Source organism: Caenispirillum salinarum AK4, from assembly GCF_000315795.1.
In the GTDB taxonomy this organism is placed as follows: Bacteria; Pseudomonadota; Alphaproteobacteria; order Rhodospirillales; family Rhodospirillaceae; genus Caenispirillum; species Caenispirillum salinarum.
Window position 1 is genome coordinate 67,188 of record NZ_ANHY01000003.1, and the last position, 25,675, is coordinate 92,862.

Genomic DNA, 25,675 nt, shown 5'->3' on the forward strand with positions numbered 1-25,675 from the left:
ACCTCGCATCAGCCCCTTCGCCCCAAAAGTGTTATGACATTTTTCGCCGGAGGGAGACAAAGGAAACTTTCGACCGGACCGGCCTTTGCCTCCCGGAACGGCCCCACGCGGCGCGAACCGGCGCCTGCGGCGCTGGTCAGGCGACGGGCTTTGAGCTAACGTCGCGGCCATGCTGAACCTCTACAGTCTCGCCTGGCCGCTGGTGCGGCGCATGGACCCGGAAACTGCCCACCGCATGGCCGTCGCGGCGCTCGCGCGCGGTCTGGTGCCGGGCGTTCCCCACGCTGATCCGCCCGCTTTGCGCACGCGCGTCTGGGGCCGCGACTTCGCCAACCCCATCGGGCTGGCGGCCGGATTCGACAAGCACGCCGAGTGTCCCGACGCCCTGGCGCGGCTGGGATTCGGCTTTGTGGAGGTGGGCGGCGTCACGCCCAGGCCGCAGCCCGGCAACCCGCGTCCGCGCGTCTTCCGGCTGGAGGAGGACGGCGCCGTCATCAACCGGTTCGGCCTGAACAGCGACGGCATGGAGGCGGTCGCCGCGCGTCTGGCCGCCCGTCGACAGGCAGGCGGTGCGGCCATCGTCGGCGTCAACCTGGGCCGCAACAAGGAAACCGACGACCCCGCAGAGGACTACGCCCGGCTGATCGGCACCCTGGCGCCGCTGGCGGACTTCCTGACGCTCAACGTCTCCAGCCCCAACACGCCGGGGCTGCGGGCGTTGCAGGGGCGCGAGCCGCTGATCGACCTGATCCGCCGCGCCCGCGCCGCCATGCCGGCGGAAAAGGCGCCGCCGCTGCTGCTGAAGATCGCCCCGGACCTGACGGCCGAGGACGAATCGGACATCGCCGCCGTGGTGACGGCCGAGGCCATCGACGGCCTGATCGTTTCCAACACCACCATCGCCCGGCCCGAGTCGCTGCGCTCCGGCCACAAGGCCGAGACGGGCGGGCTGTCGGGCCGGCCCCTGTTCGAGCCCTCCACCGCCCTGCTGGGCCGCATGTACAAGGCGACCGGCGGGCGCATTCCCCTGGTGGGCGTCGGCGGCATTGCGTCTGGCCGCGATGCCTATGCCAAGATTCGCGCCGGCGCGTCGCTGGTTCAGCTCTACACGGCGTTCATCTACGGCGGGCCGCCGCTGATCCCCGCCATCAAGGCGGAACTCGCCGACTGCCTGAAACGCGACGGCTTCGCCTCGGTGGCGGATGCCGTCGGGGCCGATCATGCCGAAGAGACGGGAGCCGCCCGCCATGCCGGGTAAGCAGGTGCACGACGGCCCGCTGCCGCTGGTCATGAACCGCGAGACGGCGGACGCCTACTACTGGAACGACGGCCAGTGCCAGGCCTGGCGCCTGCTGGAGGGCCAGGACCTGACGGTGGTGGAGGAGGTCATGCCGCCGGGCACGGCCGAGCAGCGCCACAGCCATACCTTTTCGCGCCAGTTCTTCTATGTGCTGCAGGGCGAGGCGGTGATGGACGTCGCCGAGCGCACCCACGCCCTGGGCCCCGGCGACGGCGTCATGGTGGCGCCCAAGCAGGCGCACGCCATCCGCAACGACTCGGACGGCGAGCTGCGCGTCCTGGTGATCTCCGCCCCGCGCGCCACCGGCGACCGCACACCCCGGTAATGGCCCTGTCCGACGGGCGTCCAGGCTGGAACACTGAAGCTTTTCAGGGAGGTATCAACGCCATGAGACTGTCCGGCAAGGTTGCCATCGTCACCGGCGCATCGGCCGGCATCGGGCTCGCCTGCGCCAAGCGCTACGCCGCCGAGGGCGCCAAGGTGGTGCTGGCCGACATCAACGAGGAACGCGGTCAGGCCGCCGTCGACACCATCACGGCCGAGGGCGGAACGGCGATGTTCGTCACCTGCGATGTCGGCGACAAGGCCCAGGTGGACAGCCTGGTGGCCGATGCGGTGGATGCCTACGGCCGGCTGGACATCATGGTCGCCAACGCGGGCATCGTGCATGCCTGCGATTTCCTGGACCTGACGGAAGAGGACTTCGACCGCGTCCTGCGCGTGAACCTGAAGGGCGTGTTCCTGTGCGGCCAGGCGGCGGCGCGGCAGATGGCGGCGCAGGGCGAGGGCGGCGCCATCATCAACATGTCGTCGGTCAACGCGGTGATGGCGATCCCCACCATTACGCCGTACGTGGTCGCAAAGGGCGGCGTCAACCAGCTGACCAAGACCATGGCGCTGGCGCTGGCCGACAAGGGCATCCGGGTGAACGCCATCGGCCCCGGCTCCATCATGACCGAGGTGCTGCAGGCGGTGAACTCCGACCCCGCGGCGCGCAACAAGATCATGAGCCGCACCCCCCTGGGCCGCATTGGCGAGCCCGACGAGATCGCCGGCATCGCCGTCTTCCTGGCGACCGACGACTCCAGCTACGTCACCGGCCAGTGCATCTACGCCGACGGCGGCCGTCTGGCGCTGAACTACACGGTGCCGGTCAAGGAGGACTGAATCCGGGGATCGCGCGACGGGGCCAGGATTCCCTGTCGCGCGGTGTCATGCCGCCCGCGTCGCCCGCGCGGCGCCCAGCACCACGTGCACGGTGGTGCCCTCGCCGTGTGTCGAGTCGATCCAGGCCCGCCCGCCGTGGCGCTCCACCACCTTGCGGACGACGGCCAGGCCGATGCCTGTGCCCTCGTAGGACCCGCGGGGGTGCAGGCGCTGGAACAGGCCGAAAACGCGCTCGGTGTACCGTGGGTCCATGCCGATGCCATTGTCGGCGATCCACAGGTGCAGTCCTTCGCCCGCATCGCCCGTCAGCGGGGCGCAGCCGATTTCGATGCGCGGCGGGCGGTCGGGGCTGCGGTACTTCAGCGCGTTGCCGATCAGGTTCTGGAACAGCCGCGTCAGGTCACCGGGCGATCCCGGCACCGACGGCAGGGTCTTGGGCCGATCGATGACGGCGCCGGCCTCTTCCCGCGCCACCCGCAGGTTCTCCAGCGCGGCGTCGAGGACCCGGTCCAGGTCCACGGCGTCGACTGCGGCCTCGCCGCGGCCGACGCGGGAGTATTCCAGCAGGTCGAGGACCAGCCGGTCCATGCGCTTGGCGCCGTCCGAGGCATGTTGCATGAACTCCCGCGCTTCCGGCGCCATGCTCCCGCCGTACCGCCGGTCGAGCAGGGACATGTAGCTGGTCACCATGCGCAGGGGTTCGCGCAGGTCGTGGCTGGCGACGTAGGCGAACTGCGCCAACTCGGCGTTGGAGCGTTCCAGGTCGCGGGCGGCGGCCCCGGCCTCGGCCGCGGCGGCCTCGGCGCGGTGGCGGGCGCCCCGCAAGCGGTCGAGCAGCAGCAGGATGATGACGCCGCCCGTGCCCGAGAGGGCGACGAAGGCCAGCACGGCACTGCGCATCTGCTCCAGGAACAGGCTCTGGCGGCCGATGATGGTGGTCGAGAACTGGTCCGCCTGGACCGCGGTTTCCACCAGTACCGGGCGCAAGGCGTCCAGCCGGTCGGCCAGGTCCAGAAGGGCTGCCGGTCGGGGCGTGGCGGCCGTGGCCAGCGCCGCGTCCGCTTCGCCCAGCAGCGGGCGCAGGGTGTCCAGCCCGTCCAGCCGCATGCCTGGTACGGCCGAAGCGCCGTTGGCGACCACGGTCAGCCGGGCGGCGGCCATGGCGCGGCTGCGGCGGGCGCGGTCGAGAAGCTGCGCCGGATCGGGGCCGGGGTCGACCGCCATCCGCCGCAGCTTCATGGCGAGGTCGGCGGTTTCGGTGGCGAGCGTCGCGCTCTGGCGGACCAGCGTGTGGGCGTCGCGGGCCAGCGTGCGTTCGATGCTGACGGTGGTGGTCCAGACGTAGAATCCGACGCCGGCGGCCACGGCCGCCACCAGCAGCGCCGCCGCCGGCAGCAGCCATCGCCGGGACGGCAGGGGACGCCGCGGTGCGGTCGTCATTGGCGGAGTCACCGGGTCACCGCGTCGGCCGAGGCCGGCGCGAGGCGTTCCACCATCCAGGCCGAGCGCAGCCCGTAGACCCGTTCATCCAGGGCCGCATCCATGTCGCGCGGGTAGATCACGCGCAGCGGGCCCTTGTCCTCCACCGGAATGGCCCTGCCGGAGTCGCGCGTCGCCAGCAGGATCGGCCATGTGGTCCAGTCGGCACGGGGGATGACGATGGAGTAGTCGTCGGCGGCGGTGAGGCGCACGGCCTCCGCCCCGTCCAGGCCGGTCGCCGCCAGCACGTCGCGCAGGCGCGGTCCGCTGAAGGGGCCCTCGTCGTCGGGCCAATAGGTGCGCGTGTCGGCCGTCCACAGGCCGAGGCCCTCCAGGTCGGTGCCGGTCAGCGTGGTTTCCGTGCCGTCGGCGGCGGTCACGCGCAGGCGGATCGGTGACTCGGCGTCCAGCGGCGGCACGTCGCCCGCCTTTTTCACCACGTCAGGCGCCGCGCCGCCGCCCAGCACCATGCCGGCCGCCGCGCCCAGGACAAGCAGCAGCAGGCCAAGCCCCAGCAGGACCCGCCGCGGGTTTCCTCGCGTCTCGTTCATGCATAGCCCCCCTCGGCAGGGGTCCGTTGGCGCAACGGACCCCAGACCCTGGGACGCTATCATAGCGGCTGATCGTTGTGTAGCCGGGGCAGCCGTCGCGCAGGACGTGCGGTCCTGCGGTCAGCGCATGTCCAGCCAGGCATTGATGAGCCCGTTGGTGGAGGCGTCATGGCTGTCCACCGGGTCGCCGGCCATCAGTTCGGGGAGGATGCCCTTGGCGAGCTGCTTGCCCAGTTCCACGCCCCACTGGTCGAAACTGTTCACGCCCCAGATGGTACCCTGGACGAACACCTTGTGCTCGTACAGCGCCACCAGCATGCCCAGGGCGCGCGGGTTGACCTCCTCGACCAGGATCGAGGTGGACGGCCGGTTTCCGGGGAAGACGCGGTGCGGCAGGGCGGCGGCGATCTCGTCCTCGCCCATGCCCTTGTCGGCAAGCTCGCGCCGTACCTCGGCCTCCGTCTTGCCGCGCATCAGGGCTTCGGTCTGGGCGAAGAAGTTGGAGAGCAGAATGGGATGGTGCTCGCCCAGCGGATTCTGGGTGCGCGCCGGCGCGATGAAATCGCAGGGGATCAGGTGCGTGCCCTGGTGGATCAGCTGGTAGAAGCTGTGCTGGCCGTTGGTGCCGGGCTCGCCGAACAGGACCGGCCCGGTCTGGACGTCCATGGCCGTGCCGTCCAGCGCCACCCGTTTGCCGTTGCTTTCCATGTCCAGTTGCTGGAGGTGCGCCGGGAAGCGGTGCATGTACTGGTCGTAGGGCAGCACGGCATAGCTGTCGGCACCGAAGAAGTCCACGTACCACAGGCCGATCATCCCCATCAGCACCGGGATGTTCTGGTCCAGCGGCGCCGTGCGGAAGTGCTCGTCCATGGCGTGGGCGCCCTCCAGCAGCGCCTCGAACCGGTCGAAGCCGACGGCCAGGGCGATGGGAAGGCCGATGGCCGACCACAGGGAATAGCGCCCCCCGACCCAGTCCCAGAACTCGAACATCACGTCCGTGTCGATGCCGAATGTCGCCACCGCCTTGCTGTTGGTGGACAGGGCGGCGAAGTGGGACGCCACGGCGTCTTCGCCCAGGGCCTGGACGATCCAGTCCCGCGCGGTGTGGGCGTTGGTCAGCGTCTCCTGCGTCGTGAAGGTCTTGGACGCCACCAGGAACAGCGTGGAATGCGGATCGCAGGCCTTCAGAACCTCGGCGATGTCGCTGCCGTCGACGTTGGAGACGAAGCGCACGCGCGGCCCGTCCTGCGCCCAGGGCCTCAGCGCCTCCACCACCATGCGGGGCCCGAGGTCGGAGCCGCCGATGCCGATGTTGACCACGTCTGTGATGCGCTTGCCGGTCGCCCCCGTCCAGTCGCCGCTGCGCACGCGGGCCGTGAAGTCGCGCATGCAGTCCAGCACGCCGTGGACCTTGGGCATGACGTCCTCGCCGTCGACCATGACGGGCCGGCCGGAGCGGTTGCGCAAGGCCGTGTGCAGGACGGCGCGGCCCTCGGTGGTGTTGATGGCCTCGCCGGCGAACATGGCGTCGCGCCGGGCTTCCAGCCCGCGGTCGCGGGCAAGGTCGATCAGCAGGGAGAGCGTCTCGGCCGTCACCCGGTTCTTGGAGAAATCCACCAGCATGCCGTCGAGCCGTCGCGACAGGGCGTCGAAGCGGCCGGGGTCGTCGGCGAACAGGTCCCGCAGGTGCAGGTCGGCGATTCTGCCGTGATGATCGGCGAGGGCCTGATAGGCCGGGCTCTCTGTCAGACGCGCCATGAGGTGATGTCCCTCCTGATCCAATGGATGCTGACCAACCAACGACAGGGAAGGCTATCAGGCTTCATCACACCGGAACAGGCGGCGCTCCGAGATATTTCCGTGACCCTTGAAGAGTCCTCAGACGGCGCCCGGCGCAAACCGCAGGCCGACCACCGGCGCCGGCGCGTCGGGCCAGTGCAGCGGTCCGCTGTCCAGGATCGGCTCGGCGAGGCTGGAGTCGGCCAGGATGGCCTCGATGCGGTCGGCGTTGGCGGTGAAGAGGGGGCGGTCCACCATGTCCTGGTCGCACACGTGAAAGTGCCACCAGTCGCGGATCACCGGCATGACCGAGCGCACGCGGCCGGCGTCGCGGGTGCGGATGAAATCGTCGCGCAGACGCCGCGACCACGTGAGGAAAGCCTGGTGCGCATGGGCGTGTTCGGCGTCCACGCCCATGTTCAGGCGGCGCAGCACGTCCTCCTCGCGGCGGATGTGGGCCTCGGTCAGTTCGGTGGCGACGGTGAGCAGGCTGGCGACGATCTCGAACGGCTCGCGGGCGCGAACGGACTCGTCCAGGCGCCGGACCAGGTCGAGCAGCGCCCGGTGGTCTGCGTCCAGCGCCTCGGCGCCGACGCTCATGTCCGTGCTCCAGGTCAAACTCGACATGGCGGCCAACTCCCCTGCGTTCCGGGTGAACGCGCAGCCCCTCCGCATGGTGCGGAAGAATTGAATACGGGCGGCTGCGCAAAGGCGCCACGCCGCCCGTTGAAACAAATATACCGCGCCGACCCTGAATGATGCACTTGGTCTTACGGCATAGAACTGACCGGCAATGGATTAAGACCAAGGCCTTCAAGAGCCTAAGAGATACGGCGCCGGCGACCTTTGCCGACACGCCGTATCCCATCGGGCCGCAGGGGCATCAGTTGGACGCATCTCCGTTCGTCTGCTCCGCCGCTTCCGCCGCCTTGCCGACCGCGACCACCAGCAGGTTCCCGGGCTTGAGCAGGCGCTCCGCCACGCGCTGCACGTCCTCCATGGTCACCGCCTCGACCTTGTCGTTGCGGGTTTCCAGGTGGTCGATGGGCAGATCGTCGAGCTGCATGCCGGTCAGGATCGACGCGATGGCGCCGGTGGAGGAGAACCGCAGCGGGAAAGCGCCGGTCAGGTAGGTCTTGGCGTCGGTCAGTTCCTGCCGGCTGGGGCCCGCCTGCGCCATCTTGCGCCACTCGTCGCGGATGACTTCCAGCGAGGTGTCGAAGCGCGCCCGTTCGGTCGCCACGCCGCCGATCATCAGCGCCGCGTGCTCCAGCGGGTAGAGGTAGCTGTAGACGGAATAGGCCAGCCCGCGCTCCTCGCGCACCTCCTCCATCAGGCGCGAGGCGAAGCCGCCGCCGCCCAGGATGTAGTTCAGGACGTAGGCCGGATAGAAGTCCGGATCGTCGCGCGGAATGCCGCCATGGCCAAAAATGGCGACCGTCTGCGGGATGTCCATCTCGACGAAGATGGTCTCGCCCGCGAACGTCGGGTCGACGTCGGGCACCGCGGGCAGGTCGCTGGTGCCGGGCAGGCTGCCGAACACCGCGTCCAGCACCGGCTTCAACTCTTCCGGCGAAATGGCGCCCGCCACGCCGATCACCAGCCGGTCGCGGGTGAAGCGGGTGTCGACGAACGTTTCCAGGTCGGCGGTCGTGATGGCCTTCACCGTTTCCGGCGTCCCTTCCGGGCGCTTGGCGTAGGGGTGGTCGGGGAAGGCTTCGTCGAACCAGCGCTGGCTGGCGATGGTGTTGGGATCGGTCTGGTCGAACCGCAGGCCCGTGAGGATCTGGTTGCGGATGCGCTCCACCGGTTCCTCGTCGAAGCGCGGCGCCGTGATGGCAGCCTCCAGCAGGTCGAAGGCCGTCTCCTGGTTTTCCGTGATGGTTCGCAGGCTGCCGGAGAAGCTGTCGCGCCCGGCGTCGAAGCTGATGGAGATGGCCAGGTCCTGCAGCTTGGACTGGAAGGCGAAGCTGTCCATGTCGCCGGCGCCCTCGTCCAGCAGGCCCGAGACCATGTTGGCGAGCCCCTGCTTGTCCTCGGGGTCCAGTGCCGAGCCGCCCCGGAAGGAGAACTTCAGCGAAACGATGGGCAGCGTGTGGTCCTCGGCCAGCCAGGCTTCGATGCCCTGGTCGGAGACGACACGCTCCACTTCGACAATGGCCCGTGCGGGCGAGGGCAGGGCGAGCAGCCCGGCGACGGCGAGGGCGGCACCAGCGGCCAGAACGCGGCGGCCGCGCGGCAGAAGGGCGGAGATCATGGCGGTCATGGCAGAGCGTCCTTCTGGTCTCAGCCGGGATGGCCGGCGGTGTCGTCGGCGGGCATGGCGGGCCCGGCGCCGCCGGCGGGGGCCGGGGCATCGGCGGGCACGGCGGCGGTTTCCTCGGGGTTCCCCGGCAGCAGGACGCCGGTGGCCGACTGGCCTTCGCCCAGGACCGAGCGCGCGGCCTCCACCACCTGTTCACGGGTGACGGCGCCGATGCGGGACGGCCAGGCCTGCACGTCTTCGAGCGTCGAACCGGTGGTCAGGGCCGCGCCAATGGTGCGGGCGGCGGACTGGCTGGAGTCGCGGGCGTAGACCAGCCCAGCGCGCAGGCGCTGCTTGGCCTGGGCGACCTCTTCCTCGGTCACGCCGTTTTCCAGCACGTCGGCGATGCGCGCCTCGATGGCGGCCTCAACCGCGTCCGGGTCCTGGCCGGGGGCGGGGGTGCCGTAGAAGCCGAAGACGCCATAGTCCACGGCGGTGGCGCGGTACCAGGCGCCGGCGGAAACGGCGACCTTCTCGTCAACCACCAGGTCCTGGTAGAGGCGGCTGGTGGTGCCGCCGCCCAGAATTTCGGACAGCACCTGAAGCGCGTAAGGCTCCCAGTCTTCGCCGATGTTGTAGCTGGGCGCCACGTACTGGCGGTTCCACGACGGCTGGGTGACGCGCGGGTGGCGCATGACGACCCGCGTGTCGGCGCCCGGCGGCAGGTCGGTGACGCGCTCGCGCGTGAAGTCGGGGCCGCGCTCGATGGGGCCGTAATGCTTTTCCGCCAGTTCGCGCACCTGCTCGACGGTGACGTCGCCGGCGACGACCAGCGTGGCGTTGTTGGGCGCGTACCACTGGCGGTAAAACTCGACCGCATCCTCGCGGGTCAGCTCGGTGAGTTCGTGTTCCCAGCCGATGACAGGGTTGCGGTAGGGGTGGACGGTCCACAGCGCCAGGTCGACGCGCTCGCCCAGAAGGGCGCCGGGCTCGTTGGCGACGCGCGACAGGCGCTCCTCCAGCACCACGGCGCGCTCGGTCAGCACCGTCTTCTCATCAAGGCGAAGGTCGGCCATGCGGTCGGCCTCCATCTTCATCACCAGGTCCAGGCGGTCGGCGGCGATGTTCTGGAAATAGGCCGTGTAGTCGCTGCTGGTGAAGGCGTTGTCGTTGCCGCCGTTGCGCGCGACGATTTTCGAGAACTCGCCGGCAGGAATTTCGTCGGTCGCCTTGAACATCAGGTGCTCGAACAAATGAGCGATGCCCGACTTGCCCGGCGGCTCGTCGGCGGCGCCCACCTTGTACCACACCATCTGCGTCACGACGGGCACCCGGTGGTCGGGGATGACGACCACCTGCAGGCCGTTGTCCAGCGTGAAGGTGTGGGCGTCGAACACCTTTTCCTCGATCGCGGCGGAGGCCTCTCCGCCGGCCGGCGTTTCCTCGGTGGCGAGCGCGTGCGGCGCAAGCGGCAGCGCGAGGAGGGCCGCCAGACCCAGCGTGCCGGCAACGCGGCGGACGGCGGCGGAGGCGGGTTTCGGCAGGACGGCTGCGGACGGCATGAACGTCTCCCTCAAGGGCGGTGGGCACCGCAGATACGCCGCGGGCCCGCCGGCGGATCGAACCTCCGCCGGCGGGCCCGGACATCGGATTGCGCGTGATATGGGCCGCGCGGCGCTGCGCCTCAAGCAGCCGCGCGGGTCCGGCAGCTCATCGGCCCGTTCAGAACAGGCCCTCGAAGATGGCCTTTTCCTCGCGCTCGATCCGGGGCGTTTCGCCCTTGGTAACGGGCTCGCCCAGGGCCTGGTTCTCGCGGATGCGGCGGTTCTCGGCCTCGGGATCGACCACCGCGCCCGGCGCCTCCGGGTCGCGCCAGAACACCAGACGCTCGGTAAAGGCCTGCCCCTTGGCGGCCAGCACGCTGGACTCGCGGTCGATGGTGGCGCGGATATCCTCGGGCACGTTGGCGGCACCGGTGCGCGCGAGCAGGGTGGACTCGCCGGGGCTGAGGCCGGCCCGGCGATAGGCGGCCTGCATTTCCGTGCCGGTCAGCGCGCGGCGGGCGCGGTCGCTGGCGCGACCCTCCTGCGGGCGGGCGGCGCCGGGTTCGGGCGGGCGCAGCGAGAATTCGGGCGGCACCGACAGCGGCGCGCGCGAGACCACGGCGAACTCATCGGGCGGCGTACGCTCCAGGCCCAGCATCTGCTTGGTGTCGCTGCCGCAGGCGGTCAGCCCCAGGGTCAGCAGCACCAGGCCGGCCGTCGCAAGGGATCGCATCGAGGGTCGAAGCATCACGGGTCCAAAACTCCACAGACCGCCGCGGTCAGTCGGATTCTTTCGCGGCGGGACGGAACAGGTTGTCGAGCACCAGAACGGCGGCGCCCACCACGATGGCCGCATCGGCCACGTTGAAGGCGGGCCAATGATAGCCGAAAGCATGGAAATCGAGAAAGTCCGCGACGGCCCCCCAGCGCACGCGGTCGATGACGTTGCCGATGGCACCGCCGATGATGGCCCCCAGCGCCAGCCGGGTGGCCCGTGCCGGCTCGCGCGTCATCCACACCGCCAGCGCCGCCGAGACGGCCAGTGCCAAGGCGATGAGCATCCAGCGCTGGGTGCCGGGCTCGTTGAACAGGCCGAAGGAGACGCCGTAGTTCCACGCCATCACCAGGTTGAAGAAGCCGGTCACCTCGATCACCCGCGGCGGGTCCATGACCGAGCCGACGATATAGATCTTGCTCAACTGGTCGACCACCAGGATGACCAGGGCCAGGATCAGGCCGGGAACCAGGCGGCGGGGACGGAAGCTCATGCGGGGCGGCTCGTGGTGGCGGCGGGACAGGTCGGGCGGGGTCACGAGGATGCGGGGCCGGGCGCGTCAAAGGCGTCGGGCCAGGCCACTTCCGGCGCGGCCTCACCGTGCCCGGGCAGCGTGGCGAGAATGCGGCGGGCCTCCGCCTCGTCACGCTGGATCTGGGCCTTCAGTTCCTCCAGCCCGGAAAACTTGCGCTCGCCGCGCAGGTGGTCGACCAGGGCGACGCGCAGGTGCTCGCCGTACAGGTCGATCTGGCGGTCGAACAGGTGGACCTCCAGCAGCAGGGTCTGCTTGTCGAAGGTGGGGCGGCGGCCGAAGTTGGCGACGCCGTCCATCCAGACGGTGTTCTCGCCGGCATCGACGCCCGCGCGCACGGCATAGACGCCGACGGCGGGGCGCAGAAGCTCTCCGATGGAAACGTTGGCGGTGGGGAAGCCGATGGTGCGTCCGCGTTTGTCCCCATGCTCCACCCGGCCCTCGATCTCCCAGAACCGGCCCAGCAGGCGGGCGGCGTCGCGCGGGCGGGCGTCGCGCAAGGCGCCCCGGATGTTGGTGGAACTGTAGATGGTGCCGTCCTCGGCGGTGACCGACCCGACGGAGGTGACGTCGAAGCCGTGGTCGGCGGCCATCTGGCGCAGGAAGGCGACGTCGCCCTGCCTGCCCTTGCCGAAGACGTAGTCGGCGCCGACGACGACGTGGCTGACGCCCAGGCCGGCCACCAGCACGTCACGCACGAAGTCCTCCGCCGTTTTCGAGGCGAAGGCGGTGTCGAAATGCTGGGCGTAGAGGAAGTCCAGCCCCAGCGCCGCGATATGGCGCGACTTGGTGCGGAAGCTGGTCAGGCGGAAGGGTTCCAGATCCGGCCGGAAGACCATGCGGGGGTGCGGCTCGAAGGTCATGGCGGCGGCGGGCGCGCCGGTCTCCCGCGCGATGCGCAGGGCCGTGCCCAGCACCACGCGGTGGCCGCGGTGGACGCCGTCGAAGTTGCCGAGCGCGATCACGGCGCCGCGCACGTCGGGGGAAACTTCCTCGTAATGCCGGAAGATGCGCATGGGCGCGGCGTCTGACCCTTTCCGGTGGACGGATGCGGCGGCCGGGCGCAAGGCTTGCGCGGCCACCGATGGAGGCTCAAGGGGTAGTGCATTCCCGCGCCCGTGGCAAGGGCGGCGAAACGGTCACGAAGCGGCCCGCGACTCGCATCGAATTCCGCTCCGCCATCCGGACGCGCCGTGGCGGGAACGTGCCTGCTCAAGGTGAGGGGCTCCGACAGGGATGCTCCGCCGATCGTCTGCACGTCCGGGCGCTGCCGAGCGATGCCAGACGGCTATCTCATCCCTGCCAGGGTGCCGGGCTTTCCAGGGCGATCATTTCCTGCCAGGTGGGGCGGCGCCGGACCACGGCGTACTCCCCGTCCTTCACCAGAACCTCGGGCACGAGCGGGCGGCCGTTGTACATGTTGGACATGGTCGCGCCATAGGCCCCGGCGGTGCGGAACACCAGAAGGTCGCCGGCCTGCATCGGCGGCAACGCGCGCTGCTTGCCGAAAACGTCGCTGCTCTCGCAGATGGGGCCGACCACGTCCACGTGTTCATTCTCCACACCCGGCGCGGGGGCGCGGACGGGTTCGATGGCGTGGAAGGCGTCGTACATGGCCGGGCGGGCCAGGTCGTTCATGCCGGCGTCGCAGATGAGGAAGCTGCGCGTCGCCCCCTCCTTCCGGTGCACGACGCGGCTCAGCAGCACGCCCGCGTTGGCGGTTATGAGGCGGCCGGGCTCCAGCACCAGCCTGCACCCAAGGTCGCCCAGGTTGCGGGCGATGACGCGGGCGTAGTCGGCCGGCGGCATGGGGGTGGGGTCGCCCTCGCGGTCGTAGGGCACGCCCAGGCCGCCGCCGATGTCCAGGCGCTCGATCTCGATGCCGTCCCTGCGCAGGATCGCCAGCAGGTCGCGCATCCGCCCGAAGGCGGCATCAAACGGCGACAGGTCGGCGATCTGGCTGCCGATGTGCATGGCGATGGCCTTGACCGCGATGCCATCCATCCCCGCCGCCTTGCGGTAGAGCGCGTGGGCCTGCGTCCAGGCGATGCCGAACTTGTTGTCGAACTTGCCCGTCGTGATCTTTTCGTGCGTGCCGGCTTCCACGTCCGGGTTGATGCGGATGGCGATGGGCGCCTTCACGCCCTTCTCGCGCGCGACCGCGTCCAGCATCTCCAGCTCGGATTTGCTTTCGACGTTGATCTGGAAGATGCCCTCGTCCAGCGCATAGGCCAGTTCGTCCCGCGTCTTGCCGACGCCCGAGAACACGATCCGATCCGCCGGAACGCCCGCGTGGCGCGCCACGAACAGCTCCCCGCCCGAGACCACGTCGGCCCCCGCGCCCAGGTCGGCGAGCGTGCGCAGGACGGCCACGTTTCCGTTGGCCTTGGTGGCGAAGCACACGGTCGCATCCAGGCCGGCGTCCTTCAGCGCGCCGGTGAACACACCCCAGTGCCGCGTCAGCGTGGCGGTGGAGTAGACGTAGACGGGCGTGCCGACCTCGGCCGCGATGGTCTCGAGCGAGACGTCCTCGCAGTGGAGGACGCCGTCGCGGGACGTGAAATGATGCATGGAGAGCGGGCCTCAGTAGGCGGGGTAGGTGCGGGGGTAGCGGGCATCCTCGGGCGCCTCGTTGGAGCCGCGCTTGCCGCAGGCGGCCAGCGGGGCGGCCATGGCGGCGACAACGAGCATCACGACGGCCAGTCGGCCGATGGTCTTGACGTGGCGCGTCATCATGCCAGCGGCTCCCCGTTGCTGTCCTCGTCGATGGTCGGCGCGTCGGCCAGGAAGACGTCGCGCGCGGCATGGGCGGCGGAGCGCACGTTGCCGGGCGCGGTGCCGCCGAAGCTGGTGCGGCTGCGCACGCTGGCCTCCACGGTCAGAACCGCCTTGGCGCCCTCGGTGATGCCGGGCTCGACGGACTGCATTTCTTCCAGCGACAGGTCGGGCAGGTCGCAGCCCTTGTCCTCGGCCATCTTGACCAGTGAGCCGGTGACGTGGTGGGCCTTGCGGAAGGGCATGTTCAGCTCGCGCACCAGCCAGTCCGCCAGGTCGGTGGCGGTGGTGAAGCCGGCCGACGCGGCCTCGCGGCAGCGCTCGGTGTTGACCTCCAGGTCGGAGATCATGCCGGCCATGGCGGCGATGCACAATTCCAGGGTGTCGAAGGCCTCGAACACCGGTTCCTTGTCGTCCTGCATGTCCTTGGAATAGGCTAGCGGCAGGCCCTTCATGACGATGAGCAGGCTGTTGAGGTCGCCGATCACGCGGCCCGCCTTGGCGCGCACCAGCTCGGCGGCGTCGGGGTTACGCTTCTGCGGCATGATGGAGGAACCGGTGGAGAAGCCGTCCGACAGACGCACGAAGGCGAACTGGGCGGTGGTCCAGATGACCAGCTCTTCGGCTAGACGCGACAGGTGGACGGCGCAGATGGACGCCGCCGACAGGAACTCCAGCGCGAAGTCGCGGTCCGACACCGCATCCAGCGAATTGGCGCAGGGGCGGTCGAAGCCCAGCATCTCGGCGGTGGCGTGGCGGTCGATGGGGAAGCTGGTGCCGGCGAGCGCGGCCGCACCCAGCGGGCTTTCGTTCAGGCGCGTGCGGCAGTCGGAGAACCGCCCCCGGTCGCGCCCGACCATCTCCACATAGGCCATCATGTGGTGGCCGAAGGTGATGGGCTGCGCGGCCTGGAGGTGCGTGAAGCCGGGCATGACCGTTTCCGCGTGCGCTTCCGCCTGGGCCACCAGCGCGCGCTGAAGCCCTTCCAGCCCCTGGTCGATCAGGTCGATGGCATCGCGCGTCCACAGGCGGAAGTCGGTCGCCACCTGATCGTTGCGCGAGCGCGCGGTGTGCAGGCGCCCGGCCGGCTCGCCGACGATTTCCGCCAGGCGGGCCTCCACGTTCATGTGGATGTCCTCAAGCTCGGCCTTGAACTCGAACTGCCCGGCCTCGATCTCTTGAAGGACCTGGTCCAGGCCGTCCAGGATGGCGCGGCCGTCGTCCTCGCTCAGGATTCCCTGGCGCACCAGCATGGTGCAATGGGCCTTGGAGCCCATGATGTCCTGGCGGTAGAAGCGCTTGTCGAAGCCGATGGAGGCGTTGATCTTCTCCATGATGGCCGACGGACCGCTCTTGAACCGGCCGCCCCACATGGTGGAGGCCTGCTTTTTGGTATCGCTCATAAGGGGCTCTTCAGGAAATGGTCGCTGGCAGAAAGACGGTGTTCTTCGGAGCGGGCCTCGTGGCCGCCGCCCTCGTGATAATGACCATAACGGGCCAGATCGCAAGGGGCCAGGACCCGATGGCCGCCGAGATAAACGGCGTGACCGTGCCTTTCATGGTGAAGGTGACCAATCCCGACCCCCTGCCGCAAGAGCCGTTCCTCAACGCCGACGGAGAGGAAATCACGCTGGCGGACTTCGAAGGCCAGGTGGTGGTGCTGAACTTCTGGGCCACCTGGTGCGCCCCCTGCGTCAAGGAAATGCCCGACCTGGACGCGCTGGCAGAAGCGACGGCCGACGATCCCATCACCGTCATCGCTCTGAACGAGGACCGCAAGCCGCTGGAGGTGGCACCCGCCTGGCTGCGCGAGCAGGGGCTCGATCACCTGGAGGTCTTTGCCGACCAGCGCCAGGGGCTGGCGCGGGCCTTTCAGATCCGCGGGATGCCGACGACGGTGCTGATCGGCCCCGAGGGCGAAAAACTGGCCTACCGCGAGGGCATCGCGGAATGGGCGGATCCCGACTTCATCGCGGCCCTGCGCAAACTGGCCGAACGGGCGCCGGCCGACGGGTGAGCCCCGTCAGGGTTTCTTGCCCAGCCGCAGCGGTGCCTTTTTGGAGAATTTCCGCGCCAGCCCCAGCGTCACCAGCACGCCGATGGCGCTGCCGGCGATGATGTCGGACAGGAAGTGCTGATAGGTGGCGACCCGGCTGAAGGCGACCAGCGACGCGATGCCGATGAACCACCAGCGATGGCGCGGGAACAGGATACCCAGCGCCACCATGGCCGAAAAGATCGCCTGGCTGTGGCCCGAAGGGAACGACTGCTCGCCGGAGAACGGATAGAAGCCGTACAGCGGCGTGTCGGTGTTCAGCATGTCCTCCGGCCGGATGCGGCCGGTGGTGAACTTCACCACGTGGATCAGCGCGCCGCTCAGCAGCATGGACAGCACCATGAAGCCCCAGGCCCGCACCCGGCGCAGTTGCTCCGCCGCGCCTGTCAGCGTCCAGGCGAGGCGGCGGCGGACCTCCGACACCGCCAGCATGCCCACCGCCAGGATGTACCACACGCCCGCCTCGCCGATCTTGCTGACCGAGCGCCAGAAGCCATAGTCGGTCTGCGAGATGTTGGCGTGCAGCCACAGGGTCAGCGGCTTGTCGATGACGCCGATGGAGACCACCACCAGCGCCGCCAGCGCGAAGGCGCCGGCCCAGCGGGGGCGGCGAAGCAGGGCAAAACGGTCGGCAGTCAGCATCATCCGGAAGCCTTGGAGCGGTAGAGAGTGATGGTGATGTCGCGCCCGCGGGAGTAGTTGAAGCCGCGGACGGTTTCCAGCGGCTCGACCTCCACGCCCGGCGCGGCGGCGATGGCATCCAGGAACTGCTGCTCATGCCGGCTTTCCACGGCGGCGACAGCGCCCGGGTTCTCGATCAGGTGGCCCGCGGCGCCCTGGCCTGTGGTCAGGCGCGTCTCCGTTCCCGCCAGGAAGACAAGGCTGGGTTCGGTGTAGCCGGCGGAAACCAGCGGGTGCGGCCGGCCCGGGGCCACGGCGTCGTAGGCGGCCACGAGGCGGGGGCTGACGGCCAGCCGCTCCATGTCGGGCAGAAGCAGCGAGAACACGCCGATATAAACGGCGCCCGCCATACCGCCGGCGATCACCATGGCATTGAGGAACCGGCGGCGGAAGGCGTGCCACAACGGCCAGGCAGCCGAGGTCACGGCCACCAGGGCCAGGGGGATGCTCCACCACTCCATGCCGTCGCCGTAGACGATGGGCAGGGCGATGCTCGCCCCCGCCAGCGCCAGGCCGACGATGGCCCAGACGCCGTACCAGACCCGCGCGCCGGGCGAGGACAGCAGGTCGTAGGTGCGGTCGCGCACGGCGAACAGGGTGCTCGCGACCAGCAGCGCCAGCGCGGGATAGAGCGGCAGCGTGTAGTGGGGCAGCTTGGTGGGCACCAGCTCGAACATGATCCAGGCGGGAATGATCCACGCCAGCAGGTAGCGGATGGCGGGCGTCGTCTTGCGCTCCTTCCAGCCGCGCCACAGGCTCGGCCACAGGAACAGGCTGCCGGGCCAGAACGTCACCAGCGCCAGCAGCAGGTAGTAGCCCGGTGGAGCGCCATGGCTTTCCTGGCCGCTGAGCAGCTTGGGCAGCAGGTCCTTGCCGACGGCCTCGGCAATGAAGCCGCCGTCGGTGGCGTCGTTCACCGCCAGGTACCAGGGCAGGACGACGGCCAGAACCAGCGGGATGCCCATGACCGGCCGCAACCCGTGCAGCCATCCGATGGAACGGTCGGCGACGGCCACGGTAATCATCGTCAGCAGGGCGATCACCGGGACGACCGGCCCCTTGATCATGATGCCCGCGCCGATGGCGAACCAGAACAGGATGGCGTTCCACGATGGCGGCGCTGCTTTCGCCGCCCCTTTGCCCTGTAGGTAGAAGCGGCCGAAGGCGCCTTGTGCCGCGACGACGCAGGCCAGCAGGACGGCGTCGGTCTTGGCCTGATGCGCCTCCGTCGCCAGCATCAGCGTCACCGCCATGATCCCGGCGCCCAGAAGCGCCACGCGCCGGTCGAAGAAGGCGGCGCCAAAGTAGAAGGTCAGCAGCACCGCCGCCGTCGCGCCGATCACCGAGACCAGCCGGTACGGCCAGATGTCCGTCGCTTCCGGATGCCCCAGGGCCGAGACGCTGGCCGACTGCAGCCAGTGAATGCCGACGGGCTTCTTGTGGCGCGGCTGGTCCTGGAACCAGATGGTGACGTAGTCGTCGGTGACCATCATCTGGCGCGTCGCCTGAACGAAGCGGCTTTCGTCGCGGTCGAGCGGCGGGACCTGTGCGATGCCCGGGATGTAGATCAGGGCGCACAACAGTGTCAGCAGGACATAGGGCCGCCAGCCCTGGGTCAGTTTCTGCACGCTCGCCGCTCCTGAAGCTGGGACGGTTGCCGGTACGAAAAAAAGGAACGGCCTCCGGAGAGGCTCCGGAGGCCGTTTAGCACAAGGCGGGGTGGCCGCGCCACCCACCGGTGTTGACCGTTCTTAGCGGGTCGGTACCGGCGTTTCGCCCGAATAGTCGTAGAAGCCCTTGCCGGTCTTGCGACCCAGCCAGCCGGCCTCGACGTACTTCACGAGCAGCGGGCAGGGGCGGTACTTGGTGTCCGCCAGGCCGTCGTGCAGCACGTGCATCACCGCCAGACAGACGTCCAGGCCGATGAAGTCCGCCAGTTCCAGCGGGCCCATCGGGTGGTTGGCGCCCAGCTTCATCGCCGTGTCGATGGCCTCCACCGAGCCCACGCCCTCATAGAGGGTGTAGACGGCTTCGTTGATCATCGGCAGCAGGATGCGGTTGACGATGAAGGCCGGGAAATCCTCGGCGTTCACCGGCTGCTTGTTGAGCGACTCGGTGAAGGTGCGGATTTCGGCGAACGTGCTCTCGTCGGTCGCGATGCCGCGGATCAGTTCCACCAACGCCATGACCGGCACGGGGTTCATGAAGTGCATGCCCATGAACTTGCCGGGACGGTCGGTGGTGGCACCCAGGCGCGTGACCGAGATCGACGAGGTGTTGGTGCACAGGATCGCTTCGGGCTTCAGCGACGGGCAGACCTTGGCGAAGATCTCCTTCTTCACGGCCTCGTCCTCGGTCGCCGCCTCGATGACGACATCGCAGGTCGAGAACTCGAAGTCGGTTCCGGTGGCGATGCGGTCCAGCGTCGCCCGCCGGTCCGCATCGCTGATCTTGCCCTTCTTGAGCTGACGGTCGAGGTTCTTCCCGATCGTCCCCAGAGCCTTCTCGAGCTGAGTCGGGTTGATGTCCACGAGCTGGACGTCGTAACCGTTCAGGGCGCACACGTGGGCGATGCCGTTACCCATCTGGCCGGCGCCGATAACGCCGATCTTCTTGATCATGAAACTGGCCTTTCCTTGGCTGGCAAACCGTGACGACCCAGAGAAGCCTCTACGCTCTCGCTTTTTGATTTGCAGTACTTATTTGACCTTGTCGATTTCCTGCTCCAGCTCCGGCAGAGCCTGGAACAGGTCGGCGACGAGGCCGTAGTCGGCGACCTGGAAGATGGGCGCTTCCTCGTCCTTGTTGATGGCGACGATCACCTTGGAGTCCTTCATGCCGGCAAGATGCTGGATGGCCCCCGAGATGCCCACCGCGATGTACAGCTCCGGCGCGACGACCTTGCCGGTCTGGCCGACCTGGTAGTCGTTGGGCACGAAGCCCGCGTCGACGGCGGCGCGCGAGGCACCGACGGCGGCGCCCAGCTTGTCGGCCAGCGCCTCGATGTGCTTGAAGTTCTCGCCCGAGCCCATGCCGCGGCCGCCGGAGACGACGATCTTGGCGCTGGTCAGCTCGGGCCGCTCGGACTTCGACAGCTCCTGGCCGACGAAGCTGGAGACGGCCGGATCATCGCCCGCGCCCGCGTCCTCGACGGAAGCGGAGCCGCCCTCGGGGGCCGCACCGTCGAAGTTGGTGCCGCGCACGGTGATGATCTTGATGCTGTCCTTGGACTGCACCGTGGCCATGGCGTTGCCGGCGTAGATGGGGCGGACAAAGGTGTCCTGCTCCAGCACTTCCGAAATCTCGGAAATCTGCGCCACGTCCAGCAGCGCGGCGACGCGCGGCATGACGTTCTTGCCGAAGGTATCGGCCGGGGCCAGGATGTGGCTGTAGCCCTCGGCCATGCCCTTGATCAGCAGCGACAGGGGCTCAGCCAGCGGGTGGGCGTACGTTTCCGCGTCCACCTTCAGCACCTTGGCGACGCCGTCGATCTTGGCGGCGGCCTCGGCGGCGGGGCCGATGTCCTTGCCGGCGACCAGCAGGTGGATGTCGCCGGCGCCCTTGTCGGACAGCTGCTTGGCGGCGGTGACGGTCGGGTAGACGCTCGAGCGCAGGGCGCCCTCGAAAATTTCGCCGATGACGAGAATGCTCATCAGATCACCTTCGCTTCGTTCTTCAGCTTGTCGACCAGGGTGGCGACGTCGGGCACCTTGATGCCGCCCTTGCGCGCGGCGGGCTCTTCGACCTTGAGGGTCGTCAGGCGCGGCGCGACGTCAACGCCCAGATCGGACGGCGAGAGCGTCTCGATCGGCTTCTTCTTCGCCTTCATGATGTTGGGCAGCGACGCATAGCGCGGCTGGTTCAGGCGCAGGTCGGTGGTGACCACGGCCGGCATGTTCAGCTTGACCGTCTCCAGGCCGCCGTCGATCTCGCGGGTGACCTGCACCGAGCCGTCCGCCAGTTCCACCTTCGAGGCGAAGGTGCCCTGCGGCCAGCCCATCAGGGCGGCGAGCATCTGGCCGGTCTGGTTGCTGTCGTCGTCGATGGCCTGCTTGCCGAGGACCACCAGGTCCGGCTGCTCTTTTTCCACCACCGACTTCAGCAGCTTGGCGACGGCCAGCGGCTGCAGTTCCTCGTCGGTCTGGACGAGGACGCCACGGTCCGCGCCCATGGCGAGCGCGGTGCGGAGGGTCTCCTGGCTTTGCTGAACGCCCATGCTGACGGCCACGACCTCGGTCGCCGTGCCGGCCTCTTTCAGGCGCACGGCTTCTTCGACGGCAATTTCGTCGAAGGGGTTCATGGACATCTTGACGTTGGACGTTTCAACGCCGGACTGGTCTGCTTTGACGCGGATCTTGACGTTGTAGTCGACGACCCGCTTGACGGCGACGAGAACCTTCATGGATTTCCTGTCTCAGCGGTTGCGTTCGGTCTTTCTCCCCCGACGGGGCATAACGGCCGGACTATGACACGTTTCGGCCCGTCGTCGCGCGCTACGCGCAACCTTTTGTTTGCGGCGCAAAATAAAGTGTCTGGAATTTCGTGTCAATCACGGCCGGGTTCGATTTTCGTTTGTTACGATCAACGGTTGCCGCCGGGCACCCACAGCACATCGCCCGGCCCCTGGGCATTCAGGTAGCGGGCCATGACGAAAAGATGGTCCGACAGGCGATTCATATAGCGGATCGCCTCGGGATTCACGCCTTCGGCCTCGGCCAGGGCGGTCATCACCCGTTCGGCGCGGCGGGCCACGGTGCGGCCGAGATGCAGGTGCGCCGCCGCCGGATCGCCGCCCGGCAACACGAAGCTTTTCAACGGTTCCAGGTCGGCGTTCATGGAGTCGATTTCCGCCTCCAGGCGCTCCACCTGTCCCGATTCGATACGCAGGGCCATCTTTTCCGCCTCGGGATCGGCGGCCTCTTCGGGCAGGGGGATGCACAGGTCGGCGCCCAGGTCGAACAGGTCGTTCTGGATGCGCATGAGCATCTGATCGGCGGCCGAACCCGCCGTGTGCAGCCGCGCCAGGCCGATGACGGCGTTCACTTCGTCGACGGTGCCGTAGGCGTCGACGCGCAGGTCGTGCTTGGGGACGCGCTTGCCATCGCCCAGCGACGTCTTGCCTTTGTCGCCGCCACGGGTGTAGATGCGCGTGAGTTGAACCATGTGACTCTGCTCCCCATACTCCGGTGCGCTTCGGTGTTGCGGTTGCCGCGCTGCACAAAAATGCCCGGCCGGGGCGGCGGGATGCCTCCGGCGGTTTCGCGGGCGCGATTGCGCGGCTAGAATGCGCCGTCGCGTCCGGCCATGCAAAGGACAATCGGTCTCGTGTTGCGGATCTATCCGACTCTCTCGCGTTACGTGACGCGGAACTTCCTGATGGCGTTCCTGGGGACGCTGCTGGTGATTGCCGGGTTGATCCTGCTGTTCGACCTGATCGAGCTTCTGCGCCGTGCCGCCGACACGGGCACGCCGGCCGCAACGCTTGTCATGATGGCGCTGCTGAAGCTTCCCAACATGATCCAGACCGTACTGCCCTTCGTGGTGCTGATCGGCGGGATGGTGGCCTTCTGGCGGCTGTCGCGCACGTCCGAACTGGTGATCTTGCGCGCCGCCGGCGTCTCCGCCTGGCAGTTCCTGGCGCCCATCCTGGTGGCGACGGTGCTGATCGGTGCCTTCCAGGTGACGGTCGTCAACCCGGTCGGCGCCAAGCTGTTCGCCCGCTATCAGGCGCTGGAGCAGGAGTTCGTCGAGCAGGACCCCGACGGCACGCTGGAACTGAGCGGCGGTGGCCTGTGGCTGCGCGAGGCCGGACCGGGCGAGCGCACCGCGGTCATGCGTGCCGAGTTCGTCCGGCAGGACAACTACACCCTGCACATGAGCGGCGTGTCGGTGTTCGAGATGAAGGGCGAGGACGACTTCATCCGCCGCATCGAGGCCAGGAGCGCCGAACTGGCCGACCAGGAGTTCGCGCTGCGCGACGTCTGGATCATGGCGCCCGGCCTGCCCAGCGAGCACCTGGAGAGCATGACGCTGCCGACCACGCTGACGATCGGCCGCATTCAGGAAAAATTCGCCCAGCCGGAAAGCGTGTCGTTCTGGGAACTGCCCGAGTTCATACGCTTTTTCGAGGCGGCCGGGTTCTCGGCCCACCGCCATACGCTGTACTGGCACACGCTGCTGGCGTCGCCGGTGCTGCTGGCGGCCATGGTGCTGGTGGCGGCTGTGTTCACCATCAATCCCAACTTGCGCTCGGGCAAGCTGATGATGCGCGTCCTGGGCGGCGTGATCGCCGGGTTCGCGCTGTACTTCTACAGCAAGGTCACTTATGCCCTGGGCCTGTCCGAAACGCTGCCCCTTGTGCTGGCGGCGTGGTCGCCGGCGGCGGTGACGCTGCTGCTGGGCGTGGCATCCCTGTTCCATCTCGAGGACGGTTAGAGCTTCCTCCATGTCCCCCCGTTTCGTTTCGCAATCGTCCGGCTCCGGGTCCACGCCAGGCGCCGCCGGCCCGCCCGGCGGCGCCGCGCTGTTCGGCCCCACCGTCGTCACCCTGCTTCTGGGCGCCATCACGGTGTGGCGCGTCATGGCGCTGGCGGCGCTGGACATCAACCTGTCCTTCGACGAGGCCCAGTACTGGCTGTGGGCGCAGGACCCGGACTTCGGGTACTTCTCCAAGCCGCCCATGGTCGCCTGGGCCATCGCCGCGACCACTGCCGTCTGCGGTGATGGCGAGGTCTGCGTCAAGCTGGGCGCCCCGCTGGCCCATTTCGGGGCGGCGCTGGCGCTGTACCATGTGGGGCGGCGGCTGTTTTCCGACGACCGGATCGGGTTCTGGGCCGCCATCGGCTATGTGCTGATGCCCGGCGTGTCGTTCTCGTCGCTGGTCATCACCACCGACCCGTTCCTGCTGCTGTTCTGGGCGCTGGCCCTGCTGGCGCTGGTGCGAATCCTGGAGGCCCCGGCACGGTCGCTGCCCTGGTGGCTGGCGCTGGGGGTGTTCGTCGGGCTTGGCATGATGTCCAAGTACGCCATGCTGTTCTTCGTCGTCTCGCTGGCGATCAGCATGGCGTGGGTGCCGGCCCTGCGGGGTCAGGTGCGCAAGGCGGGGCCGTGGCTGGCGTTGCTGGTCGCCGCGGCGCTCTATGCGCCCAACGTGTGGTGGAACTGGTCCAACGACTTCGTCTCCTACGCCCACACCCAGAGCAACGCCAACCTGGGCAACGAGTTGTTCAACCTTGACGAACTGGGCGAGTTCCTGGGCAGCCAGTTCGGCGTGTTCGGGCCGGTGTTCTTCGCCGTGCTGCTGTGGGTCGTCTTCGCCCGCTGGCGGTCGGCCGCTGCCGATCCGCGTTTTCGCCTGCTGCTGGCCTTCACCCTGCCGGTCCTCGCCTTCATGACCTTCCAGGGACTGCTGAGCCGCGCGAACGCCAACTGGGCGGCCACGGCCTATGTGGCGGGTGCGGTGCTGGTCCCGGCGTGGCTGCTGACGCGGGAAAAGGCATGGCTGCTGAAGACCGGCGTCGCCATTCATGTGGCGGCCGCGCTGGTGCTCTACAACTTCGGGGTGCTCGCGCCGCTGGCGGGCATCGAGCCCGGCGACAAGATGGACCCGCTGAAGCGCGTGCGCGGCTGGGATGCCCTCGGCCAGTCCCTGTCCGACCTGCGCCTGGCCGCCCCCGATGCCCGCCTGCTGTTCGACGAACGCAAGGCCATGGCGACGCTTGTCTACTATGTGCGGCCCTATCCGTTTCAGGCGAAGATGTGGGCGCCCTACGACTACCCGGGCAACCACTATCAGCTTGAAATGCCGCTTGAATCCGGCGATGAGGGGCCCTTCCTCTACGTGACGGAGCAGGACGATCCGGCGCGCATCACCAACCGATTCGCCCAGGCGGAGCAGGTGTCCGTGCTGCGGGTGGCGCTGTCGGAGGATTACGCGGTGCGCCTGAACGTCTGGCGCCTGGACGGTTTCAAGGGGTACGAGGGATCGTGATCGAGAGGATTCTTGAATCGCTGGGCGCCTCGTTCCGCCGCCACTGGGCGGTGTGGCTGCTGGCGCTGACGTGGTTTTTCCTGCTGTTCCCGGGGCTGGACCTGTGGGTCAGCGGCCTGTTCTACGAGCCCGGCGGGGGATGGGTGCACGGCCGCGGATGGTTCGCCGAGTTCGTGCGCAAGGGCTTGCCGACGGTGATGATCGGCGCGCTGCTGTTCGTCATCTTCCTGTGGGGCGCGGGTCTGATCTACCGCCAGAAATTCCTTGGCATCGACGGGCGAGTTACGGGCTTCCTGGTCTCCTCGCTGGTGATCGGGCCGGGGCTGATCGTCAATTCCCTGCTGAAGGAGAACTGGGGGCGCGGCCGGCCCAACGACATGGCCGTGTTCGGCGGCGAGTTCCCCTACGCGCCCCCGGGCATGATCGTGGACCAGTGCGTGTCCAACTGCTCCTTCACCTCGGGCCACGGCGCGCTGGGCTTTTGGGCGGTGGCCTTCGCCTTCCTGGTGCCCAAGCGCCACCGGGCCGAGGCGGTGGCGCTGGCGCTGGTCTTCGGCCTGATGGTCAGCTTCGTGCGCATCGTGCAGGGCGGCCATTTCCTGTCTGACACCATCTGGTCGGCAGTGATCGTCCTGACCGTGACCTGGGCGCTGCACCGCCTGATCCTGGGGAAACGGTAGAGCCCTCTTCGACTATTTCATGGTCGAAGAGGGCGAATAGGGTCCCGGAGCCGAAGGCGTGTGCGGAGCACACAGTGGGACCCCGCGCCAGTCAGGCGCGTGAGCCTTAGTGGCGCCTGAA

Annotated in this window: 25 protein-coding genes; 7 read left to right on the forward strand and 18 right to left on the reverse strand. The window is 68.6% G+C overall.

The window, feature by feature from the left end; translation table 11 throughout:
* Positions 1 to 169: 169 nt before the first annotated feature.
* From C882_RS01740 to C882_RS01750, 3 genes are all read left to right on the forward strand, one after another.
* Complete coding sequence (locus C882_RS01740) at positions 170 to 1,258, forward strand: quinone-dependent dihydroorotate dehydrogenase (RefSeq protein ID WP_009538804.1); 1,089 nt, start codon at positions 170 to 172, stop codon at positions 1,256 to 1,258.
* Positions 1,248 to 1,625 carry a cupin domain-containing protein gene (locus C882_RS01745; protein WP_009538805.1) on the forward strand — a complete coding sequence of 126 codons (378 nt, stop codon included), beginning with the start codon at positions 1,248 to 1,250 and terminating at the stop codon, positions 1,623 to 1,625. Before C882_RS01740 ends, C882_RS01745 begins: the two co-directional genes overlap by 11 nt.
* Positions 1,626 to 1,687: 62 nt before the next feature.
* Positions 1,688 to 2,467, forward strand: a complete 780-nt coding sequence (locus tag C882_RS01750; RefSeq protein ID WP_009538806.1) for an SDR family NAD(P)-dependent oxidoreductase — start codon at positions 1,688 to 1,690, stop codon at positions 2,465 to 2,467.
* 45 nt (positions 2,468 to 2,512) lie between these two features.
* Here C882_RS01750 and C882_RS22800 read toward each other — a convergent pair whose 3' ends face one another.
* The 12 genes from C882_RS22800 to argH form a co-directional block, all read right to left on the reverse strand.
* Positions 2,513 to 3,907, reverse strand: coding sequence for a sensor histidine kinase (locus C882_RS22800; protein ID WP_009538807.1), 1,395 nt, complete (start codon positions 3,905 to 3,907; stop codon positions 2,513 to 2,515).
* An 8-nt stretch (positions 3,908 to 3,915) separates the two neighbouring features.
* On the reverse strand, positions 3,916 to 4,497 hold the full coding sequence (locus tag C882_RS22805) for a molybdopterin-dependent oxidoreductase (RefSeq protein WP_009538808.1): 582 nt from the start codon (positions 4,495 to 4,497) through the stop codon (positions 3,916 to 3,918).
* 120 nt (positions 4,498 to 4,617) lie between these two features.
* The gene (pgi, locus tag C882_RS01765; protein WP_009538809.1) at positions 4,618 to 6,255 is read right to left on the reverse strand and encodes a glucose-6-phosphate isomerase; all 1,638 of its coding nucleotides are present in this window, start codon (positions 6,253 to 6,255) and stop codon (positions 4,618 to 4,620) included.
* Positions 6,256 to 6,375: 120 nt separating this feature from the next.
* Positions 6,376 to 6,903 (reverse strand): bacteriohemerythrin, encoded by a 528-nt coding sequence (locus C882_RS22810; RefSeq protein ID WP_083875650.1) that lies wholly within the window; start codon positions 6,901 to 6,903, stop codon positions 6,376 to 6,378.
* 256 nt (positions 6,904 to 7,159) lie between these two features.
* Positions 7,160 to 8,542, reverse strand: coding sequence for a M16 family metallopeptidase (locus tag C882_RS01775; protein ID WP_009538811.1), 1,383 nt, complete (start codon positions 8,540 to 8,542; stop codon positions 7,160 to 7,162).
* 20 nt (positions 8,543 to 8,562) lie between these two features.
* The gene (locus tag C882_RS01780) at positions 8,563 to 10,083 is read right to left on the reverse strand and encodes a M16 family metallopeptidase (RefSeq protein WP_009538812.1); all 1,521 of its coding nucleotides are present in this window, start codon (positions 10,081 to 10,083) and stop codon (positions 8,563 to 8,565) included.
* Positions 10,084 to 10,243: 160 nt separating this feature from the next.
* Positions 10,244 to 10,813 carry a DUF3035 domain-containing protein gene (locus C882_RS01785; protein ID WP_043643038.1) on the reverse strand — a complete coding sequence of 190 codons (570 nt, stop codon included), beginning with the start codon at positions 10,811 to 10,813 and terminating at the stop codon, positions 10,244 to 10,246.
* A 31-nt stretch (positions 10,814 to 10,844) separates the two neighbouring features.
* Positions 10,845 to 11,333 (reverse strand): signal peptidase II, encoded by a 489-nt coding sequence (gene lspA, locus C882_RS01790; RefSeq protein WP_009538814.1) that lies wholly within the window; start codon positions 11,331 to 11,333, stop codon positions 10,845 to 10,847.
* Between the two features lie 41 nt (positions 11,334 to 11,374).
* On the reverse strand, positions 11,375 to 12,388 hold the full coding sequence (locus C882_RS01795) for a bifunctional riboflavin kinase/FAD synthetase (protein ID WP_083875651.1): 1,014 nt from the start codon (positions 12,386 to 12,388) through the stop codon (positions 11,375 to 11,377).
* Between the two features lie 277 nt (positions 12,389 to 12,665).
* The gene (gene lysA, locus C882_RS01800) at positions 12,666 to 13,943 is read right to left on the reverse strand and encodes a diaminopimelate decarboxylase (protein ID WP_009538816.1); all 1,278 of its coding nucleotides are present in this window, start codon (positions 13,941 to 13,943) and stop codon (positions 12,666 to 12,668) included.
* A gap of 12 nt (positions 13,944 to 13,955) precedes the next feature.
* A complete protein-coding gene (locus C882_RS24865) occupies positions 13,956 to 14,108 on the reverse strand; it encodes a hypothetical protein (RefSeq protein WP_009538817.1) in 153 nt (50 codons plus the stop codon).
* Positions 14,105 to 15,550 (reverse strand): argininosuccinate lyase, encoded by a 1,446-nt coding sequence (gene argH, locus C882_RS01805; protein WP_009538818.1) that lies wholly within the window; start codon positions 15,548 to 15,550, stop codon positions 14,105 to 14,107. The genes C882_RS24865 and argH overlap by 4 nt, the downstream gene beginning before the upstream one ends.
* A 119-nt stretch (positions 15,551 to 15,669) precedes the next feature.
* On the opposite strand from argH, the gene C882_RS01810 reads away from it, so the two are divergent.
* Positions 15,670 to 16,164 (forward strand): TlpA disulfide reductase family protein, encoded by a 495-nt coding sequence (locus C882_RS01810; protein WP_009538819.1) that lies wholly within the window; start codon positions 15,670 to 15,672, stop codon positions 16,162 to 16,164.
* A 6-nt stretch (positions 16,165 to 16,170) separates the two neighbouring features.
* On the opposite strand, the gene C882_RS01815 is transcribed toward C882_RS01810, so the two are convergent.
* From C882_RS01815 to C882_RS01840, 6 genes are all read right to left on the reverse strand, one after another.
* Complete coding sequence (locus C882_RS01815; RefSeq protein WP_009538820.1) at positions 16,171 to 16,848, reverse strand: phosphatase PAP2 family protein; 678 nt, start codon at positions 16,846 to 16,848, stop codon at positions 16,171 to 16,173.
* Positions 16,845 to 18,512: an ArnT family glycosyltransferase gene (locus C882_RS01820; RefSeq protein WP_009538821.1), complete on the reverse strand. Its 1,668-nt coding sequence runs from the start codon at positions 18,510 to 18,512 to the stop codon at positions 16,845 to 16,847. Before C882_RS01820 ends, C882_RS01815 begins: the two co-directional genes overlap by 4 nt.
* A 123-nt stretch (positions 18,513 to 18,635) precedes the next feature.
* The gene (locus C882_RS01825; RefSeq protein ID WP_009538822.1) at positions 18,636 to 19,505 is read right to left on the reverse strand and encodes a 3-hydroxybutyryl-CoA dehydrogenase; all 870 of its coding nucleotides are present in this window, start codon (positions 19,503 to 19,505) and stop codon (positions 18,636 to 18,638) included.
* Between the two features lie 78 nt (positions 19,506 to 19,583).
* Positions 19,584 to 20,537 carry an electron transfer flavoprotein subunit alpha/FixB family protein gene (locus C882_RS01830; RefSeq protein WP_009538823.1) on the reverse strand — a complete coding sequence of 318 codons (954 nt, stop codon included), beginning with the start codon at positions 20,535 to 20,537 and terminating at the stop codon, positions 19,584 to 19,586.
* Entirely contained in the window at positions 20,537 to 21,286 is a 750-nt protein-coding gene (locus C882_RS01835) for an electron transfer flavoprotein subunit beta/FixA family protein (protein ID WP_043643042.1), read from the reverse strand. Before C882_RS01835 ends, C882_RS01830 begins: the two co-directional genes overlap by 1 nt.
* 179 nt (positions 21,287 to 21,465) lie before the next feature.
* Positions 21,466 to 22,047, reverse strand: coding sequence for a cob(I)yrinic acid a,c-diamide adenosyltransferase (locus C882_RS01840; RefSeq protein ID WP_009538824.1), 582 nt, complete (start codon positions 22,045 to 22,047; stop codon positions 21,466 to 21,468).
* A 162-nt stretch (positions 22,048 to 22,209) separates the two neighbouring features.
* Here C882_RS01840 and lptG point away from each other — a divergent pair, with 162 nt between their 5' ends.
* Genes lptG through C882_RS01855 form a run of 3 tightly spaced genes read left to right on the forward strand, consistent with a single transcriptional unit; the run spans position 22,210 to position 25,554 of the window.
* Complete coding sequence (lptG, locus tag C882_RS01845; RefSeq protein WP_009538825.1) at positions 22,210 to 23,319, forward strand: LPS export ABC transporter permease LptG; 1,110 nt, start codon at positions 22,210 to 22,212, stop codon at positions 23,317 to 23,319.
* 10 nt (positions 23,320 to 23,329) lie between these two features.
* Positions 23,330 to 24,874 carry an ArnT family glycosyltransferase gene (locus C882_RS01850; RefSeq protein WP_009538826.1) on the forward strand — a complete coding sequence of 515 codons (1,545 nt, stop codon included), beginning with the start codon at positions 23,330 to 23,332 and terminating at the stop codon, positions 24,872 to 24,874.
* Positions 24,871 to 25,554, forward strand: coding sequence for a phosphatase PAP2 family protein (locus C882_RS01855; protein WP_009538827.1), 684 nt, complete (start codon positions 24,871 to 24,873; stop codon positions 25,552 to 25,554). The genes C882_RS01850 and C882_RS01855 overlap by 4 nt, the downstream gene beginning before the upstream one ends.
* The last annotated feature ends 121 nt before the right edge of the window (positions 25,555 to 25,675 follow it).

Coding starts and splice junctions, on each gene's coding strand:
- C882_RS01740 (WP_009538804.1), top strand. CDS start 170: ATGCTGAACCTCTACAGTCTCGCCTGGCCGCTGGTGCGGCGCATGGAC.
- C882_RS01745 (WP_009538805.1), top strand. CDS start 1,248: ATGCCGGGTAAGCAGGTGCACGACGGCCCGCTGCCGCTGGTCATGAAC.
- C882_RS01750 (WP_009538806.1), top strand. CDS start 1,688: ATGAGACTGTCCGGCAAGGTTGCCATCGTCACCGGCGCATCGGCCGGC.
- C882_RS22800 (WP_009538807.1), bottom strand. CDS start 3,907: ATGACGACCGCACCGCGGCGTCCCCTGCCGTCCCGGCGATGGCTGCTG.
- C882_RS22805 (WP_009538808.1), bottom strand. CDS start 4,497: ATGAACGAGACGCGAGGAAACCCGCGGCGGGTCCTGCTGGGGCTTGGC.
- pgi (WP_009538809.1), bottom strand. CDS start 6,255: ATGGCGCGTCTGACAGAGAGCCCGGCCTATCAGGCCCTCGCCGATCAT.
- C882_RS22810 (WP_083875650.1), bottom strand. CDS start 6,903: ATGTCGAGTTTGACCTGGAGCACGGACATGAGCGTCGGCGCCGAGGCG.
- C882_RS01775 (WP_009538811.1), bottom strand. CDS start 8,542: ATGACCGCCATGATCTCCGCCCTTCTGCCGCGCGGCCGCCGCGTTCTG.
- C882_RS01780 (WP_009538812.1), bottom strand. CDS start 10,083: ATGCCGTCCGCAGCCGTCCTGCCGAAACCCGCCTCCGCCGCCGTCCGC.
- C882_RS01785 (WP_043643038.1), bottom strand. CDS start 10,813: ATGCTTCGACCCTCGATGCGATCCCTTGCGACGGCCGGCCTGGTGCTG.
- lspA (WP_009538814.1), bottom strand. CDS start 11,333: ATGAGCTTCCGTCCCCGCCGCCTGGTTCCCGGCCTGATCCTGGCCCTG.
- C882_RS01795 (WP_083875651.1), bottom strand. CDS start 12,388: ATGCGCATCTTCCGGCATTACGAGGAAGTTTCCCCCGACGTGCGCGGC.
- lysA (WP_009538816.1), bottom strand. CDS start 13,943: ATGCATCATTTCACGTCCCGCGACGGCGTCCTCCACTGCGAGGACGTC.
- C882_RS24865 (WP_009538817.1), bottom strand. CDS start 14,108: ATGATGACGCGCCACGTCAAGACCATCGGCCGACTGGCCGTCGTGATG.
- argH (WP_009538818.1), bottom strand. CDS start 15,550: ATGAGCGATACCAAAAAGCAGGCCTCCACCATGTGGGGCGGCCGGTTC.
- C882_RS01810 (WP_009538819.1), top strand. CDS start 15,670: ATGGCCGCCGAGATAAACGGCGTGACCGTGCCTTTCATGGTGAAGGTG.
- C882_RS01815 (WP_009538820.1), bottom strand. CDS start 16,848: ATGATGCTGACTGCCGACCGTTTTGCCCTGCTTCGCCGCCCCCGCTGG.
- C882_RS01825 (WP_009538822.1), bottom strand. CDS start 19,505: ATGATCAAGAAGATCGGCGTTATCGGCGCCGGCCAGATGGGTAACGGC.
- C882_RS01830 (WP_009538823.1), bottom strand. CDS start 20,537: ATGAGCATTCTCGTCATCGGCGAAATTTTCGAGGGCGCCCTGCGCTCG.
- C882_RS01835 (WP_043643042.1), bottom strand. CDS start 21,286: ATGAAGGTTCTCGTCGCCGTCAAGCGGGTCGTCGACTACAACGTCAAG.
- C882_RS01840 (WP_009538824.1), bottom strand. CDS start 22,047: ATGGTTCAACTCACGCGCATCTACACCCGTGGCGGCGACAAAGGCAAG.
- C882_RS01850 (WP_009538826.1), top strand. CDS start 23,330: ATGTCCCCCCGTTTCGTTTCGCAATCGTCCGGCTCCGGGTCCACGCCA.